Source organism: Streptomyces yunnanensis (assembly GCF_029011865.1).
Classification (GTDB): Bacteria; Actinomycetota; Actinomycetes; order Streptomycetales; family Streptomycetaceae; genus Streptomyces; species Streptomyces yunnanensis.
Map to the genome: position 1 here is coordinate 8,169,848 of NZ_CP095749.1, position 17,584 is coordinate 8,187,431.

Sequence of the window (17,584 nt, forward strand, 5' to 3'; positions counted from 1 at the left end):
CGAAATCCCTCTTGGTTGATCATCCAGTTCCGGGTGTGGGCGTTGGTGTGTTTTCCGTGCTGCGGACCAGTCGTGCACGGGGCCGCCGCGTTGCTTCACTCGGCGGCATGGACCTGAACACCGTGCTGGAGGTGCGCGACGCCCGGCAACTCGCTTCCTGGCGCACCGGCGACGCCTGGCTGGGCGGCGGCACCTACCTCTTCTCCGAACCCCAGCCGCACCTCCGCCGCCTGGTGGACCTGAGCCGGATGGGCTGGGAGCCGGTCGCCCAACTCCCGGACGGCTCCCTGGAGATCGCCGCCACCTGCACCATCGCCCAGCTCTCCCGCTTCGCCGCCCGCTTCCCGGCGCCGGCCGCGCCCCTCTTCGAGCAGTGCTGCCGCGCCTTCCTGGCGTCGTTCAAGATCTGGAACATGGCGACGGTGGGCGGCAACCTCTGCAACGGCCTGCCCGCCGGACCGATGATCTCGCTGACCGCCGCCCTCGACGGCAGCGCTCTGCTCCAGGCCCAGGACGGCTCGCGGCGCCGCACCAAGGTCGCCGACTTCATCACCGGCGCCGGCCGCAAGGACCTCGGAGAGGGCGAACTCCTGCGCTCGGTCACCCTGCCCGCCCGCGCGCTGACCTGCCGGACCGCGTTCCGTCAGGTCTCCCTCTACGGGCTCGGCCGCTCCGGCGCCCTGGTCATCGGCGCCCTCGACCCGCTGGACGGCTCGCTGGCGATCACCGTCACCGCCGCCACCGTCCGCCCGATCCGCCTGTGGTTCCCCACCCCGCCCGGCGCCGCCGTGCTGCGCGGCACCCTCGACGCCGCCGTCGCCGGACCCGAGTGGTTCGACGACATCCACGGGCTGCCCGCCTGGCGGCGGCACATGGCGCTGCGCCTGGCGGAAGAGGTCCGCGCCGAACTCGCCCCCCACCCGTCGTCCCCCGAGGAGGCCGCCCGATGAGTTACGCCGTCCACGTCAACGGCCAGCCCTTCGACGCCGAACCGCGTCCCGGCCAGTGCCTGCGCACCTACCTGCGGGACCGCGGCTGGTTCGGGGTGAAGAAGGGCTGCGACGCGGGGGACTGCGGGGCCTGCACCGTCCACGTCGACGGGGAACCGGTGCACAGCTGCCTCTACCCGGCCGTCCGCGCCGCCGGTCGCCGGGTCACCACCGTCGAGGGCCTGGCCGAGCCGGACGGTGAACTCCACCCCGTCCAACGGCAGTTCCTCGCCGCCCAGGGCTTCCAGTGCGGCTTCTGCACCGCCGGCTTCCTGATGACCACCGCCACACTGAAGGACGACCAACTCGCCGACCTCCCACGGGCGTTGAAGGGAAACCTCTGCCGCTGCACCGGCTACCGGGCCATCGAGGACGCGATCCGCGGCGTCACCCACGTCGAGGAGCCCTGCCCCGGGGAGTCGGTCGGCCGCAACCTCGGCGCCCCCGCCGGCCCGCAGGTGGTCACCGGCACCGCCCGCTACACCTTCGACATCGAGGTCGAGGGGCTGCTGCACATGAAGCTGCTGCGCTCCCCGCACCCGCACGCCCGGATCGTCTCCATCGACACCGGCGACGCGCTGCGCGTCCCCGGCGTCCGCCTCGTCCTCACCCACCACGACGCCCCCGAGCGGCTGTTCTCCTCCGCCCGCCACGAGCACCCCACCGAGGACCCCGACGACACCCGGGTACTGGACGACACGGTCCGCTTCGTCGGCCAGCGGGTGGCCGCCGTGGTCGCCGACACCGAGGGCGCCGCCGAGGAGGGCTGCCGTCGGATCGCGGTGGAGTACGAGGTGCTGCCGCACGTCCTGGACCCGGAGGAGGCGATGCGGCCCGGCGCGCCGGTGGTCCACGCCAAGGACGCCGCGGACTGCCGGATCTCCCGCCCGGAGAGCAACGTCGTCGGCGAGGTGCACGGCGAGATCGGCAGCGTCCAACAGGGCTTCGCCGAGGCCGATCTGGTCTACGAGGAGACCTTCCGCACCCAGCGGGTGCAGCACGCCAGCCTGGAGACCCACGGTGCCCTCGCCTACTTCGAGGAGAAGGAGGACGGCACCGGCGAACGGATCGTGGTCCGCTCCAGCACCCAGGTCCCGTTCCTGACCCGGCGCGCCCTGTGCGCCCTCTACGACCTGCCGCAGGACGCGGTCCGGGTGGTCGCGGGCCGGGTCGGCGGCGGCTTCGGCGGCAAGCAGGAGATGCTCACCGAGGACATCGTGGTGCTCGCCGCGCGGCGGCTGCACCGGCCGGTGAAGCTGGAGTTCACCCGCGCCGAGCAGTTTTTCGGCGCCACCACCCGGCACCCCTTCACCATCGGCATCAAGGCCGGTGCCAGGCGGGACGGCACCCTGACGGCCCTCCAACTGCGGGTGGTCTCCAACACCGGCGCGTACGGCAACCATGGCCCGGCGGTGATGTTCCACAGCGTCGGCGAGTCGATGGCCGTCTACCGCGCCCCGCACAAGCAGGTCGACGCCTACTCCGTCTACACCCACTGCGTCCCGGCCGGCGCCTTCCGCGGCTACGGACTGGGCCAGGTCACCTTCGCCGTGGAATCGACCATGGACGAACTGGCCCGCCGCCTCGGCATCGATCCGCTGGTCTTCCGGGAACGCAACATCATCGGCCCCGGGGAGCACATGATCAGCCCCGGCGGCGAGGAGGAGGACCTCCAGATCGCCAGCTACGGCCTGGACCAGTGCCTGAAGGTCGTCCGCGACGCGATAGCCGGGGACCGCAGCGCCGCCGACGCCCCAGAGGGCTGGCTGGTCGGCCAGGGCACCGCGATGTCGATGATCGCCACCGGCCCGCCCGGCGGGCACTACGCCGACGCCACCGTGACCCTGCTGGAGGACGGCACCTACGACATCGCCGTCGGCACCGCCGAGTTCGGCAACGGCACCACCACCGTCCACAAGCAGATCACCGCCGGCGCGCTCGGCACGACCGTCGACCGGATCGTCATCCGCCAGTCCGACACCGACGTCGTCCGGCACGACACCGGCGCGTTCGGCTCGGCCGGCACCGTCGTGGCCGGCAAGGCCGTGATGCGCGCGGCCAACGGCCTGGCCGAGAAGCTCCTCACGTTCGCCGCCGAATACGCCCGCACCCCGCGCAGCCAGTGCCGGTTGCTGACCGACGCCGTGGAGTGCGCCGGGCGGACGGTCTCGCTCAAGGAACTGCACCAGGCCGCGCGCGAGCGGGACGTGGCGCTGACGGCGGCCGGGCACTGGGGCGGCTCCCCGCGCTCGGTGGCCTTCAACGCCCAGTGGTTCCGGGTCGCCGTCGATCCCGACACCGGCGAGATCAAGATCCTGCGCAGCGTCCACGCGGCCGACGCCGGCAAGGTGATGAACCCGATGCAGTGCCGCGGCCAGGTCGAGGGCGGGGTCGCCCAGGCGCTCGGCGCCACCCTCTTCGAACAGGTCCTGGTCGACGCCGCCGGCAAGGTCCTCACCCCCGCGTTCCGCCGCTACCGGCTCCCCGCCTACGCCGACGTCCCGCGCACCGAGGTGCACTTCATGGAGACGTCGGACGCCATCGGGCCGCTGGGCGCGAAGTCGATGAGCGAGAGCCCGTTCAACCCGGTGGCACCCGCCTTCGGCAACGCGCTGCGCGACGCCACCGGGGTCCGCTTCACCGAAGTGCCGTTCCTCCGGGACAAGGTCTGGCTGGCCCTGGCGGAACACCGCACGGCGAACGAGGAGGAGGGCTGGTCGGCCCGGGCGCACCCCGGGCGGGAGGGCTCGGTCTGACGGCGACCCGGCCGCCGGTGCGGCGATGCGGCGGGTCCGGGCGGAACAGGGGGCCGACCCGGACCTGCGGCCCTCTTGCCCCCGTTCGCCTCACTTACGCAAGGGAAACATCCGTAGCCGGGTGGCATATGTGGTTGAGTCAGGAGCCGCCGGGGCATCACTGGGAGGCAGCCGCCGCGCGCATCCTCTCCAGGGGGACACCCATGAGCCGACTCAGCCCGCCGCCCGGCCCCACCGCCGTCCGCGGCGCGCCCACCGACGGCCCGCCCGCCGCCCGGCGCTTCCTGATCAGCGGGCAGCTGCACCATCCGCTCGCGCTGACCGTCGCCGACCTCCGCACGCGCTGGCCCCAGCGGCACGCCCCGGTGGTCTTCGACTGCGCCACCAACGGGCCGCAGCACCACACCTTCGACGGGCCGCTGCTGCGGGACGTCCTGGACGCGGCGGGCCCCGCCTTCGACGCCCGGCGGCGCAAGGACCGCTCCCGCTTCCTGCTGACCGTCACCGGCGGGGACGGCCATCACACCGTGCTGTCCTGGGCGGAGATCGACGCCGACTTCGGCGACGCCCCGATCCTGCTGGCCACGGCCATGGACGGGCAGCCGCTGGACGCCGCGGGCTGCCAGCTGGTGGTGCCCTCCGACCGCTGCGGCGCGCGCTACATCAGCGCCATCACCGGCATCTGGGTGGGCACCTGCCCGGCACCGGACGGACCCTAGGGCCTGTCCGGTCAGCGGTCGGCGACGGCCAGCGCGACCTCGGTGGACTTGATCAGCGCGGTCACCTCGGAGCCGGCGGCCAGCCCCAGGTCCGCCGCCGCGTCCTTGGTGATCGCGGCGGTCAGCTCCCCGCCCGCCACGGCCACCTTGACCCCGGCCATCGCCCCGCCCGTCGCCACGTCGACGACGGTGCCCGGGAGCCGGTTGCGGATGCTCAGCCCGTCGACCGCGCCGGTGGCCAGGGCCACCTCGGTGGACTTCACCAGTGCACGCACCGCCGAACCGACCGTGATCCCGAGGTCGTCGACGGCTTCCACGGTGATCGCGGCGGTGAGCGTCTGCCCGCCGGACAGCCGCACCGTGACGGTCGACATCACCTCCCCGGCCGTGAGGGCGAGAACCGTGCCGGGGAGCTGGTTGCGGATGCTCAGGCTCATGGGCGATCCCGTCGTAAATCGGCGTGTGGAGGCGAATTTCGGGACGTTCTCCCTCGACTCCTCGCACTGTAATCGCGTTCGCCCGGGGATTCCTCGTGGGATGCGGCCCGCCAGGGGCACCGCCGGCCCGGGGCGGCCGACTTCCGGTGGCCGGAATACGCGCTTGTCCCTTCCTCCAATGCGCCTTGCATCTGCTAGAGGGAAGAGCCAAAAGGATTGTAAATGCGAGGTAGCACCTCATATGTTGTCGCACATGCAGTCCTACACAATCGGCCAGGCGGCGCGTCTGCTGGGCGTCAGCCCGGACACCGCCCGCCGGTGGGCGGACGCCGGACGGGTCGCGACCCACCGCGACGACAGCGGCCGTCGCCTCATCGACGGCCGGGACCTGGCCGCCTTCTCCATCGAGGTGGGCCAGTCTCCCGGCGGCGAGGAGGACGACACCTACACCTCCGTCCGCAACGCCTTCCCGGGCATCGTCACCGCCGTCAAACTCGGCGATGTCGCCGCCCAGGTCGAGATCCAGGCCGGCCCGCACCGTCTGGTCTCCCTGCTCACCCGCGAAGCGGTGGAGGAACTCGGGCTGGAAGTCGGCATGCAGGCCGTCGCACGGGTGAAATCCACCAGCGTGCACATCGACCGGACCTGAGCCCCCGCACCCGCACCCGGCGGTCCGCCCCCACGTCCCCCTGCGGACCGGCCCCCCCACCCAGCGGCGTCGCCCTTTCCCACGCTCTCGAACGTCCTGGAGCAGGGGAGACCCCACTCGGCGCGGCTTTGTCCCCATCCGCTCGGGCGACCGCGTCGCCCCGCGTACCAAGGAGTTCCGCACCATGTCCCCGTTCCACACCGGGCGCCGCGCCGCCGCCGCGATCGTCACCGCCGCCCTCCTCGTCCCGCTCGCCGCCTGCTCCGGCGGTGGAGGCGACACCGCCAAGGACAACGGCGGCGGATCCGGCAGCACCACCAAGCTCACCGTGCTCGCCGCCGCCTCGCTCACCGACGTCCTCCAGAAGGCCAGCGCCGTCTACGAGAAGGAGCACCCGGGCACCAAGGTCACCTTCTCCTTCGCCGGCTCCCAGGAGCTCGCCGCCCAGGTCAAGCAGGGCGCCCCCGCCGACGCCCTGGTCACCGCCGACACCAAGACCATGGACGGGCTCAAGGCGGACACCGGCGCCCCCACCGTCATCGCCAAGAACCGCCTGGTCATCGCCACCGGCAAGGGCAACCCCAAGAAGGTCGGCGCCCTGAAGGACCTCGCCGACAGCAAGCTGAAGGTGGTGCTGGCCGCCCCCGAGGTCCCGGTCGGCCGCTACAGCAAGAAGGTCCTGGACGCCCAGAAGCTGACCGTCAAGCCGGTCTCGCAGGAACCCAACGTCCGCGCCGTCCTCAGCAAGGTGGAACTCGGCGAGGCGGACGCCGGCATCGTCTACAAGACGGACGCCGCCACCGCGCCCACCAAGGTCGACGCCGTCGACATCCCCGACGCCCAGAACGCCGTGGCCTCCTACCCGGCGGCGACGCTGAAGTCCTCCCAGCACGCCGCCGCGGCCGCCGGGTTCGTGAAGTGGCTGAGCACCCCCGAGGCGCAGAAGCTCCTCCAGGACGCGGGCTTCCAGAAGCCGTGACCACGTGCGGGGTGGGGACTGTCCGGCTCGGGGGAGCGGACAGCCCCCGCCCCGCCGCCGTAGCCCCGGCCGTACCCGCGGCCGTCCGCCGGACGGCCGGGGCCCGCCGCCCGCCCCGATCCCAGGACTCCCGATGAGCCGCCCCCGCACCACCGCCCCGGCGCCGGCCGCCCGGCGCCGCACCCCCGCCGCCCTGGCCGTCCCCGCGCTGCTGGCCGTCGCGTTCCTGCTGATGCCGCTGCTCGGCATCCTCGGCCGCACCAGCTGGGGCGACCTGGGCACCCATCTGACCACCCCGGGGGTGCTCGAAGCGCTCCGGCTGTCGCTGCTGGTGTCGTGCTGGGCGCTGGGCCTGTCGCTGCTGCTGGGCGTCCCGCTGGCCTGGCTGCTGGCCCGGGTCGACTTCCCCGGCAAGGTGCTGGTCCGCTCGCTGGTGCTGCTGCCGATGGTGCTGCCGCCGACCGTCGGCGGTGTGGCCCTGCTGCTCGGCTTCGGTCGCCGCGGGCTCCTCGGCCCCTGGCTGGAGGACACCTTCGGCATCGTGCTGCCGTTCCACACCTCGGGCGCGGTGGTCGCGGCCACCTTTGTCGCGATGCCCTTCCTGGTCATCAGTCTGGAGGGCACCCTCGCCGGACTCCGCCCCAGCTACGAGGAGACCGCGGCCTCCCTCGGCGCCTCGCCGGTCCGGGTCTTCTGCACCGTCACCCTGCCCATGGTCGCCCCCGGACTGGCCGCCGGCGCCGCGCTGACGTGGGCCCGGGCGCTCGGCGAATTCGGCGCGACGATCACCTTCGCCGGCAACCTGCCCGGCACCACCCAGACCCTCCCGCTCCAGGTCTATCTGCTGCTCCAGGACTCCCCGGAGGCCGCCACCTCGGTCTCCCTGCTGCTGCTCGTCATCGCCATGGCCGTCCTGGTGTGCCTGCGCGGGCGGTGGACGGGCGCGCCCCCGGACCACACCGGCCGCGCGGTCCGGTCCACCGGTGAACCGGCCGATGCCGACGGCGGTGCCGTGGGCGGCGGCGCCGAGGCCGGGCCGATCACCAGGCACCCGGAGTCGGCCGCACCGGAGTCGTCCCCCGGGGGACGCTGGCCGCTGCACGCCGAGGTCACCGGCTTCACGGAGCTCACCGTGGAGGCCGACCCGGGCACCACCATCGCCGTCGTCGGCCCCAACGGAGCCGGCAAGACCACCCTGTTGCGCGCCCTGCTCGGGCTCACCCCGCGCGCCCGCGCCGTGCTGCACCTGGGGGAGAGCGACGCCACCGCCCTGCCCCCGCACCGCCGCGGGGTCGCCTGGGTCCCGCAGGACGGGGCGCTCTTCCCGCATCTGACGGCGCTGGCCAACACCGCCTACGGACTGCGCGCCCAGGGCGTCCGGCGGGCCGAGGCCCGGCGCACCGCACAGCACTGGCTCGACCGGCTCGGCGTCGGCGCGCTCGCCCACCGCAGGCCCGCCCAGCTCTCCGGTGGTCAGGCCCAACGCGTCGCGCTGGCCCGCGCGCTCGCCGCCCGGCCGCGCCTGCTGCTGCTCGACGAACCGCTCGCCGCCCTCGACCAGACCACCCGGGCGCACGTCCGGCACACCCTGCGCGGCCATCTCGCCGACTTCGGCGGGGTCTGCCTGATCGTCACCCACGATCCCGTCGAGGCGGTCTCGCTGGCCGACCGCGTCCTCGTCCTCGACGGGGGGCGCGCGCTCCAGGACGCCCCGCCCGCCGAGGTCACCCGTCATCCGCGCTCGCCCTGGGTGGCCCGGATGCTGGGCCGCAACGCCTGGCCCGGCACCGCGGACGGCGACGGGCTGGCGCTCGTCGGAGGCGGCCGCCTGGTCGTCGCCGACCGGCTCCCCGAGGGCACCCGGGCGCTGGCGGTGATCGCCCCCGAGGCGGTCGCGGTGCACCTGGAGAAGCCCGCGGGCAGTCCGCGCAACGTCTGGCCCGGCACCGTACGGGAGATCACCGCCGCGGGCAGCCGGCTGCGGGTGCTCGTCACCTCGCCGGAGGCACCCGACCTCGTCGCCGAGATCACCCCGGCGGCGGCCCTGGAACTCGGGCTCGCCGACGGCGCCGCCGTCTGGACCAGCGTCAAGGCCACCGAGGTGACGCTGATCCAGCTCTGACGGAGCGTCAGAGGTGCGGTGTCCGCGGGCGGTTCGTCAGTGCGGGGCGGCTGCCGGCTCCAGCACGAAGACCGGGATCCGGCGGTCCGTCTTCCGCTGGTAGTCGGCGTAGTCGGGGAACGCCTCGACCGCCCGCGCCCACCACAGCGCCTTCTCCTCGCCGGTGACCTCACGGGCCGTCATGTCCCGGCGGACCGGGCCGTCCTGGAGCTCCACCCGCGGATCGGCGCGCACGTTGTGGTACCAGACGGGATTCCTGGGTGCACCGCCCAACGAGGCCACCGCCGCGTACACCCCCTCGTGCTCGACCCGCATCAGGGGGCTCTTGCGGAGCTTGCCGGACGTGGCGCCGCGCGATGTCAGCACGATCACCGGCAGGCCGCGCAACGTGGTGCCCTGGGTGCCGCCGGATCCCTCGTACAACTCGACCTGCTCGCGGACCCACGGGGTCGGGCTCGGTTCGTACTCTCCCTGCAAGGGCATGCCGTCCGTCCTCTCGTCGCAGACTGCTGGTCCTGGAAGACTCCTGGTCCTCGGAGAACGGCGGAGCCGGCCCGATCATTCCGGCTCCGCCGCATTCCCCGCTCAGCCCCGGCGCCCGACGCCGGCCCACCAGGTCAGGAGACCAGCTCCACCGCCCGGCTGCGGCTGCGACGGTGCTGCTCGGCCCAGTTCTCCAGGGCCGCCTGGCAGGCGTGGTCGACATGGCGCAGTCCGCTCAGGTCGAGCTCCACGTCCCGGTCGGCGGGCAGCGCCTCCAACTGGTCGAGCAGCTTGGGCAGCCGCAGGAAGGTGGCGTTGCCGACCGCCCGGACCTGCACCGGACCGGGGACGCTGGGGATGTGGACCTCCAGATGCGCCTGGGAGGTCTCCCACGCGGTCTTGGCCACCGCCAACAGCAGACCGATCAGCACGCCCTCGAACATGTTCACCGTCACGATGGCGAGCGCGGTGACGCACAGCACCACCGCCTCGCCGCGGTGCGCCCGCCACAGCGGCCGCAGCTCCCGCAGCGGGATCAGCTTCCAGCCCGCGTGCACCAGCACACCGGCCAGCGCGGCGATCGGCACCACGCCCAGCGCCGCCGGGAAGGCCGCCGCGAACAACAGCAGCCACACCCCGTGCAGCACCCGGGACGCCTTGGTCCGGGCCCCGGCCTGGACGTTGGCGGCACTGCGCACGATCACCGCCGTCATCGGCAGCGCACCGAGCACCCCGCACAGCGTGTTGCCGGCGCCCTGGGCCATCAGCTCCCGGTCGTAGTCGGTCCGTGCGCCGTCGTGCAGCCGGTCCACCGCCGCCGCGCTGAACAGCGACTCCGCGGACGCGATCAGCGCGAACGCCAGCACCGTCCCCAGCACGCCGAGTTCGGTCAGTCGGCCGATGTCGGCCAGCCCGGGCGGCTGGATCGCGTCCAGCAACCCGCTCACCTCGACCCGGGCGACCGGCAGGTCCAGCACCCAGACCGAGGTGGTGGCCAGCGCGACCGCCGCCAGCGGGGCCGGCAGCACCCGTGCCCCGCGCCGCCACCGGGGCCACAGCACCAGGACCGCGACGGTGCCCGCCCCGATGGCGAGCGCCGTGAGTCCGGTGCCGGACCGCGCGGTGTCCATCACCAGCCGCGGCAGCGCCCCGATGTTGGCCAGGCCGCTGCCCGGCGCCTTGGCGTCCATCAGGGCGTAGAGCTGCCCGGCGATCAGGACCAGTCCGATACCGGCCAGCATGCCCTGCACCACGGCGACCGAAATCGCCCGGAACCAGCGCCCCAACTTCAGGGCACCCATCGCCAGTTGGAGTATGCCGGCGGCCAGGACCAGGGCGCCCAGCGCGCCCAGGCCGTATTCCTTGACCGCTTCGAAGACCAGCACCGTCAGGCCGGCGGCCGGGCCGCTCACCTGGAGGCTGCTGCCGGGCAGCAGCCCGGTGACCAGCCCGCCGACGATGCCGGTGACCAGCCCCAGTTCGGCCGGTACGCCGCAGGCCACCGCCACCCCGACACACAGCGGGACGGCGACGAGGAAGACCACGAGGGAGGCGGTGAAGTCCGCCCGGAGGAAAGGGAATCGCTTCATCACGTGCAGCTCGCCTTCACAGGGGGAGGAACGCGTCGGCGGCCGGCTGGTGCACGGACACCGATCCGGTGTGCACCTCGTAGAACCAGCCGTGCAGCCGTACCTCGCCGGCGTCCAGCCGCTCCCGCACACACGGGTAGCCGCCCAGTCGGACCAGCTGTTGGCACACATGGCGCTGCACGGCCGTGGTGACGGCCGGCCCGTCGTCGCCGGGGAGTTCGTCGGAGAGTTGGAGCGTCAGCCAGTCGCGGACCGACGGCGCGCCGGTCAGGTCCTCGCCGCGGGCCCGGGCGCCCACCGCGCCACAGTGCGAGTGGCCGCAGACGATGACGTCGGCGACGCGCAGGACCCGCATCGCGTACTCGATGGTGGCGGCCTCCGAGCTGGCCGCCATGCCTTCCTGGTAGACGGGCACGGCGTTGCCGGCCGTGCGGAGTTCGAAGAGTTCGCCGGGTCGGGCCCCCGTGATCAGGGACGGGACGACCCGGGAGTCGGAACAGGTGATGAACAGGGCGAGGGGGGACTGGCCGGCCGCCAGCCGGCCGTAGGACTCCTGTTCTTCGCGCTGCGCGGCTATACGGGCGGTCAGGCCCCGGGCGTGCTGAATGAAGGTCTCCACGAGGAGGTCTCCTGCTGAAGGGTGATGCCACTGTGAGGATGGCGAGGATGTGCGGCACTCGGACGGCGGGGCACGGCGCGGGGCCGTCGCCCGCCGCGGGGCCGATCAGCAGCGGAAGACGCAGTGGAGAAGGGGGAGTCGGGTCGGTCTGGGCGAGGCCGGCGCGCTGTCGGTGGCCGGATCGTGCCCCGTCGCGGTGTCCTCGCCGGCGGCGCCGGTGAGCTGTGGCGGCAGCGGTCGCCGGGTGGGCGCGCTCTCTTCCGCGGCCGGCGTCAGCCGCCGCGGGCGGCTGCGCTCGGTCTCGCGCTTGGAGTGCTTCTCCTCCTCGGAGTTGGTGCTCGCGGCGGCCGGTGCGCCGGGTTTGCCGGGCGCGCAGACGGCCGGGCGCGCGGGCTTGGTCGCGTACGCCGGTGCCGCCGCGCCGAGCAGGAAGGTCAGGACGACGGCGAGCGCGGTCAGCGGAAGACGGCACAGGGCCGGTATCCGGGGGCGCCGCCCCGGTATGCCGGTGTCCTTGCGCATCGTCGTCCTCCGCATCGCCCCGTGTCGTCGGGGGCCGTTGGGTCGTTCGGCAGGTGTGGGGCGGCCGCGCGCACTCGGCACGGCCGGCCGCTGCTGGGCACGGTCCTGGTCGTCCGGGAGCGGTTCCGGACGGTGCGCTTCGCGCCGACCGCGGGTGTCCAAAACCGCGCTCCCATAGTTCAGCATCCAGGTTTCGAGTATGAAAACGAGAAATGACGCCATGTTGCGTGATTTCTCAGGAACAACGGGTGCCGCCGTCTCCCCGTGCGGCCAGTACGGCCACAGGTACCACGGCCGCCGCGAGCACCCCGCAGACCAGCGCCAGCACCGGGAATCCGCTCGTGGCCAGCAGCGGTCCGGAGGCCATCCCGCCGGTCGCGCCGGCCAGCGCGATCCCGACGTCCACCAGTCCCTGGGACGCGGCACGGCGGGCCGGCGGCAGCGCCTCGGTGACCAGCGCGGTACCGCTGACCAACCCGAAGTTCCAGCCGACGCCCAGCAGTACCAGCGCCACGGTGAGCCCGGGCACCGAGTGCGGCGGGGCGAGGGCGGCGAGCAGCCCGGCGGCCAGCAGCGTCACCCCGGACGCCGCGGCGACCCGGTGCGGCCCGGCCCGGTCGACCCATCGCCCGGTGAGCGGCGACGGCAGGAACATCGCCCCGACGTGCAGCGCGATGACCAGCCCGGCCGTCCCGGTGCCGTGGCCGTGCGCGCGCAGATGCACCGGGGTCATGGTCATCAACGCGATCATCACCAGCTGGGTCAGCAGCATCACCGCGGTGCCGGTCGCCAGGCCGCGGCGTTGCCCGGCGGTCGGGCCGGAGCCCGCGGGGGAGGCCGTCCGGTCGTCCGGCGGGCCGTCCGCGCGCCGTTCGGACGGCAGCGGTTCGGGCCGCAGCAGGCAGGCCAGGACGGCCGCCGCGGCCCCGAACGCGGCGGCGGCCAACAGGAACGGCCCGGCGAGCCGGGGCACGCCCCAGGCCAGCGCCAGATCCCCGGTCACCGTCACCAGGTTGGGGCCAGCCACCGCGCCGAGCGTGGTGGCGAACAGCACCGTGCTCACCGCGCGCCCGCGCCGGTCCGGCGGCGCCAGTTCGGCTCCCGCGTAGCGCGCCATCAGGTTGGTCGCGGTGCCCGCCCCGTACACCAGCAGGGACGGGAAGAGCAGCAGGACGCTGTTCAGGGCGGCGGCGGCCACCACCCCCAAACTGCCGAGCACCCCGGCCCCGTACCCCAGCACGAGCCCGGGGCGGCGCCCCCAGCGCTGGGAGAGCCGGCCGATGGCCACGGCACCCAGCGCCGATCCGGCGGTGAACAGGGCGCTGGGCACCCCGGCCAGCCCGGTCGAGCCGAGCATGTCCTCGGCGAGCAGTGCACCGACCGTGATCCCGGCCGCCAGGCCCGCCCCGCTGAGCACTTGGGAGAACACCAGGACGGCCAGCAGCCGGCGCGGCACGGCACCGTTCATGCGGCCAGCGGCTCCAGCGCCGCGATCTCCGCCAGGGGCATCCCCATCGTCCGGTGCAGGAAGCGGACGATGGTCCAGTGCGGCAGTGCGTCCTCGTCGAACGGGCCGAACTCCCGGCAGTACAACGGGATCCAGCGCAGCGCCTCTTCGAGCGCCTGCGCCCGCCCCGGCTCCTGCTGGTACGCCTCGTAGCCGATGCTGCGGTGCTCGATGAAGAAGCCTCCCGGGAGCCGTTCCTCGCACAGGGCGCGGTACTCGCGGGTCTGCAGGATGAGGTAGTGCCAGATCTCGTCGATGTCCTGCTCGACGGGCAGGAACAGCCCGCCGAGCCGGTCGCGGTGGCGGGAGACGAGGTAGAGGTAGCGCAGGCACTCGGTGATCTGGCGCGCCACGAACTCCGGTGGGGCGCCGGTCTTCTCCTCGAAGTGCGCGAGGACTTCGGCGTGCAGCGGTGCGCCGAGCAGGTCCCGCAGGTCCTCCTCGGATGTCGACCGGTGCGGGGCGGCCGTGGCGGGTGCGGTGGCCGCGGACGCCGGCGCGGTCCGGTGGGTCATGCTTCTCCTCTCGCCAGCCAGGAGTACTTCCCGGACCGGCCGATGGGGATGTGCGGACGGTGGTCGAGCCGGCAGTGCCGGCCGGTGAGTTCGGCGACGCTCCGCTCCAACGCGGTGGTCTCCGCCGGCCCCAGGGGCGCGCCGTGGAAGGTCGTATACGCCAGCCGGGCCTCGGTGGTGCCCACCAGGCGCAGTTGGTGGACGAAGACCTGCGCGGTCGCCTCGCCGATGCTGCGGTCCAGGTCGCCCTGGGCGACCGGGCCGTTGCGGGTCCGGAGCAACTCCTTCTGTCGGCCGCAGAACTGGGCGATCCTCCCCGGGTCGGGGGTGCCGTCGGTGGTGCGTACGCAGTCGCCCGAGCGGTACCGGATCAGTGGCATGTAGGGGTTGCGCACGCTGGAGACGATGAGGTGGTACAGGGCGCTGTCCGGGGTGACCGGGTGGAGTTCGACACTCATCTTGTCCAGGTGCGGGCGGTAGTTGCCGCGGCGGTCGCTGGAGTAGAGGTAGCCGAGCTCGGTGCTGCCGAAGAGGTCGATGATCGGGCAGGCGAAGTGCTGGTGCAGGAAGCGCCGCACGTTCACCGGCGTGTACTCGTAGGCGTGGATGATGCTGGCGGGCGGCGGGAAGTCGTCCCACAGCCCCCATTCGCCGACTTTGCGGACCAGGTGGGCCAGGTGGTAGCCGGAGCAGTCGAGGTGGTACCAGCCCTCCGGGTGCGCCTCTTGGGCGGTGCGTATCTCGGCGAGCATGCGGACCACGTCGTCACGGCTCCACAGCGCCGGGTCGAGCCGCAGGTTCACGTAGCACGTGCGGTCGTCGAGCCGGCGGTCGTCGAGGCCGGGAACGGGGTCGGGCGGGGTGCCGCGCTTGGCGGCGTTGACCCGGGCGACGTGTTCCGTGGCCAGCACGGTGGTCAGGGAGACGCGACGGCAGCCGGCTTCCCAGGTCGCGGCGAGGTCGGGGTGTTCGCTCCACAGTTGGTAGTAGGAGCGCAGCAGGAAGTACGGGGGCCGGATGAGCTGCATCCGGGCGTGGTTGGTGCCGGTGGAGAGCACGAACTCGGCCTCGCCGGACTCCAGCGCGGCGGCCAGCCGGGGAGTCATCCAGTTGTCGGGGAAGCCGCGGGCGATCTCCGGCTTGTCGAGCACCGGGAAGTGGCCCTTCGCCAGTGACGCGCGGTAGATCGGGATGTCGCGGATCTGCTCGATGACCTCGGCGGTCGGCTGACCTTCCATGGGGTCCCTCGGGTGTGTGCGCGGGCGGGGAGCCGCCCGGGGCGTGGGGTGCGTGCGCCCACCGGCGGGCCGGCGGCGGGGGAGTGGCCGCCGCCGGCCCGCCGGGGCGGTCGGTCCGGCGTCAGGAGATACAGCCGCGCTTGGGCGCGGCGCTGATGCAGCCGGGCTTGGGGGCGGCGCTGATGCAGCCGTTCTTCGCCGTCCGCGGGTCCGACCCGGCGGAGTTGGCGGCCACCCAGCTCTGCCAGACGTCGTCCTGGGCCATCTTCTTGATGAGCTGCTCCATGGGGACCTCCAAAGGTGTGGAAAGGGGGGTGCGGCACCTGGCGGTGCGGTGATGACCTGCGCCGATGCCGATGCCAGAGAAGGTAAAAGGATCGCCAAGTGAATGTCAATGAAAGGCAATGTCGGGCTGTCCGGAAGACATTTCGGCGCGCCAACTTTGGCGGGATCCCGCCGCGGTGGCCGACGGCGGAACTAACTGATGCGCAGTCACCTCGCCGAGGGGACGGCACGGTGCGAGGGGCCGCCCGGCGGGCGGGACCGCGGCGACGGGGCCCGGGGCCGGATGCGTTCGGGTGACCTCCTCGGCGGGACCGTCGCCGGCCCGTCGCGCGCGGGAACGATCACGACCGTCCACCGGTCCAGCCACCCCCAGGGAGCCCGCTGTGCGCATCCTGCTCCTCGCCGACGCCTTCAACAGCCTGACGCAGCGCGCCTACGCCGAACTCGCCGACCGCGGCCACCACCTCGGCGTCGAACTGGTCACCCGCGCCACACCACTGGCCGCGCTGGTGCCCCGGCACGCCCCCGACCTGATCGTCGCGCCGATGCTCACCACGGTCGTCCCCCGCGAGGTCTGGTCCGCCTGGCCCTGCCTGATCGTGCACCCCGGTCCGCTCGGCGACCGCGGCCCGTCCTCGGTGGACTGGGCCGTCCAACAGGGCGCGGAGCGATGGGGCGTCACCGTCCTCCAGGCCGACGACGAGATGGACGGCGGCGCCATCTGGGCGACGGCCGACTGCCCGGTCCCGGAGGTCGGCAAGAGCGACCTGTACCGCAACGAGATCGCCGACGCGGCGATCGAGGCACTGCTGACCGCCGTCGCCCGCTTCGCCGTCGGCACCCACCGCCCGGAACCGCAGCACACCCTCCCCGCCGACCGGCTCCTCGGCCGCCCCCGGCCGCGACTCCGCCAGGAGGACCGCCGCATCGACTGGGCCACGGCCCCCACCGAGACCGTGCTGCGCACCCTCCGGGCCGCCGACTCCCGCCCCGGCGTCCGGGACGAACTCCTCGGCGGGACCTGGTTCCTGCACGGTGGCCACCCCGAGGACACCCTCACCGGGCGCCCCGGCGCACTGCTCGCCACCCGCAACGGCGCGGTCTGCCGGGCCACCGCCGACGGCGCGGTGTGGATCCCCGAACTCCGCCCGGCCCGCACCCCGGGCGGGCCCGCTGCGGTCAAGCTGCCCGCCACCCTGGCGCTCGGCGACCGCCTCCCGCCGCTGCCCGAGATCCCCGCCCCCCTGGAGGCGGCCGACGGCGCCCCGCGCACCTGGAGCGACATCCGCTACCACGAGGACGGACCGGCCGGATTCCTACGGTTCTCCTTCCCCGGCGGCGCGATGAGCACCGACCACTGCCGGCGACTGCTGGCCGCCTACCGCCACGCCTGCACCCGGCCCACCTCCGTCCTGGTCCTGGGCGGGCAGCGGGACTTCTTCTCCAACGGCATCCACCTCAACGTCATCGAGGCCGCCGCCGATCCCGCCGCGGAATCCTGGGCCAACATCAACGCCATCGACGACCTCGTCCAGGCCGTGCTGACCACCACCGACCGGCTGGTGGTCGCCGCCCTCGGCGGCAACGCGGCGGCCGGCGGCGCGATGCTGGCGCTCGCCGCCGACGAGGTCTGGTGCCGCTTCGCCGCCGTCCTCAATCCCCACTACCGGCTGATGGGGCTCCACGGCTCGGAATACTGGACGTACACCCTGCCGCGCAGGGTCGGCCCGGAAACCGCCGCGCACCTGATGGCCCGCGCCCTGCCGATCACCGCGGCGCACGGCCAGCGGCTCGGCCTGGTCGACCGGATCGTCGACTGCACCGCACAGGAATTCGGCGACCACACCGGACGGCTCGCCCGCCGGCTCGCCGATTCCCCCGGTGTCCAGTCCCGGATCGCCGCCAAGAAGGCCCGCCGGGAGAGCGACGAGGCGCGGCGCCCGCTCGCCGCCCATCGCGACGACGAACTGGCCCGCATGCGGCGCACCTTCTTCGACCCGGAAGCCCCCTATCACGCCCTGCGCCGCGCCTTCGCCCGCAAGGAAGGCCCCTGCGGCACCCCGGCACATCTGAACGCCGGTGCCCCGGGGGCGAGCGCGATGCCGGGAGCCCACGGCTGACGGGGCGCCTCCAGCCGAACGGGCCGGCGGCCGTTGTCGTACGTCGGCCGCCGGC

Annotated in this window: 16 protein-coding genes; 7 read left to right on the forward strand and 9 right to left on the reverse strand. The window is 73.6% G+C overall.

The genetic code is table 11. The annotated features are described in order from the left end of the window. Positions 1-107: 107 nt before the first annotated feature. From MOV08_RS35685 to MOV08_RS35695, 3 genes are all read left to right on the forward strand, one after another. Entirely contained in the window at positions 108-950 is an 843-nt protein-coding gene (locus MOV08_RS35685; protein ID WP_039638428.1) for an FAD binding domain-containing protein, read from the forward strand. After that, positions 947-3,745, forward strand: a complete 2,799-nt coding sequence (locus tag MOV08_RS35690) for a molybdopterin-dependent oxidoreductase (protein WP_275310365.1) — start codon at positions 947-949, stop codon at positions 3,743-3,745. The genes MOV08_RS35685 and MOV08_RS35690 overlap by 4 nt, the downstream gene beginning before the upstream one ends. A gap of 203 nt (positions 3,746-3,948) precedes the next feature. Then, positions 3,949-4,464, forward strand: coding sequence for a molybdopterin-dependent oxidoreductase (locus MOV08_RS35695; protein ID WP_039638431.1), 516 nt, complete (start codon positions 3,949-3,951; stop codon positions 4,462-4,464). 11 nt (positions 4,465-4,475) lie between these two features. Here MOV08_RS35695 and MOV08_RS35700 read toward each other — a convergent pair whose 3' ends face one another. After that, positions 4,476-4,901, reverse strand: a complete 426-nt coding sequence (locus MOV08_RS35700; RefSeq protein WP_039638432.1) for a TOBE domain-containing protein — start codon at positions 4,899-4,901, stop codon at positions 4,476-4,478. Between the two features lie 253 nt (positions 4,902-5,154). Here MOV08_RS35700 and MOV08_RS35705 point away from each other — a divergent pair, with 253 nt between their 5' ends. From MOV08_RS35705 to MOV08_RS35715, 3 genes are all read left to right on the forward strand, one after another. Beyond that, positions 5,155-5,550, forward strand: a complete 396-nt coding sequence (locus MOV08_RS35705) for a TOBE domain-containing protein (protein WP_073448178.1) — start codon at positions 5,155-5,157, stop codon at positions 5,548-5,550. Positions 5,551-5,734: 184 nt separating this feature from the next. Then, the gene (modA, locus tag MOV08_RS35710; protein WP_275310366.1) at positions 5,735-6,529 is read left to right on the forward strand and encodes a molybdate ABC transporter substrate-binding protein; all 795 of its coding nucleotides are present in this window, start codon (positions 5,735-5,737) and stop codon (positions 6,527-6,529) included. 133 nt (positions 6,530-6,662) lie between these two features. Further along, positions 6,663-8,651, forward strand: coding sequence for an ABC transporter permease (locus tag MOV08_RS35715; protein WP_275310367.1), 1,989 nt, complete (start codon positions 6,663-6,665; stop codon positions 8,649-8,651). Between the two features lie 36 nt (positions 8,652-8,687). On the opposite strand, the gene MOV08_RS35720 is transcribed toward MOV08_RS35715, so the two are convergent. The 8 genes from MOV08_RS35720 to MOV08_RS35755 form a co-directional block, all read right to left on the reverse strand. After that, positions 8,688-9,134, reverse strand: coding sequence for a nitroreductase family deazaflavin-dependent oxidoreductase (locus tag MOV08_RS35720; protein ID WP_205362549.1), 447 nt, complete (start codon positions 9,132-9,134; stop codon positions 8,688-8,690). Positions 9,135-9,268: 134 nt separating this feature from the next. Further along, complete coding sequence (locus tag MOV08_RS35725) at positions 9,269-10,723, reverse strand: SulP family inorganic anion transporter (protein WP_275310368.1); 1,455 nt, start codon at positions 10,721-10,723, stop codon at positions 9,269-9,271. A gap of 16 nt (positions 10,724-10,739) precedes the next feature. Further along, positions 10,740-11,342, reverse strand: a complete 603-nt coding sequence (locus MOV08_RS35730; RefSeq protein WP_039638438.1) for a carbonic anhydrase — start codon at positions 11,340-11,342, stop codon at positions 10,740-10,742. Positions 11,343-11,447: 105 nt separating this feature from the next. Further along, on the reverse strand, positions 11,448-11,864 hold the full coding sequence (locus MOV08_RS35735; RefSeq protein ID WP_275310369.1) for a hypothetical protein: 417 nt from the start codon (positions 11,862-11,864) through the stop codon (positions 11,448-11,450). 235 nt (positions 11,865-12,099) lie between these two features. After that, a complete protein-coding gene (locus MOV08_RS35740; protein WP_275310370.1) occupies positions 12,100-13,332 on the reverse strand; it encodes an MFS transporter in 1,233 nt (410 codons plus the stop codon). Further along, positions 13,329-13,886, reverse strand: a complete 558-nt coding sequence (locus MOV08_RS35745; protein WP_275310371.1) for a glycine-rich domain-containing protein — start codon at positions 13,884-13,886, stop codon at positions 13,329-13,331. Before MOV08_RS35745 ends, MOV08_RS35740 begins: the two co-directional genes overlap by 4 nt. Next, positions 13,883-15,124: a phenylacetate--CoA ligase family protein gene (locus MOV08_RS35750; RefSeq protein ID WP_275310372.1), complete on the reverse strand. Its 1,242-nt coding sequence runs from the start codon at positions 15,122-15,124 to the stop codon at positions 13,883-13,885. Before MOV08_RS35750 ends, MOV08_RS35745 begins: the two co-directional genes overlap by 4 nt. A gap of 121 nt (positions 15,125-15,245) precedes the next feature. Continuing rightward, a complete protein-coding gene (locus tag MOV08_RS35755; RefSeq protein WP_203232617.1) occupies positions 15,246-15,410 on the reverse strand; it encodes a hypothetical protein in 165 nt (54 codons plus the stop codon). Between the two features lie 382 nt (positions 15,411-15,792). On the opposite strand from MOV08_RS35755, the gene MOV08_RS35760 reads away from it, so the two are divergent. Next, the gene (locus MOV08_RS35760; protein WP_275310373.1) at positions 15,793-17,529 is read left to right on the forward strand and encodes a hydrogenase maturation protein; all 1,737 of its coding nucleotides are present in this window, start codon (positions 15,793-15,795) and stop codon (positions 17,527-17,529) included. Positions 17,530-17,584: the final 55 nt, after the last annotated feature.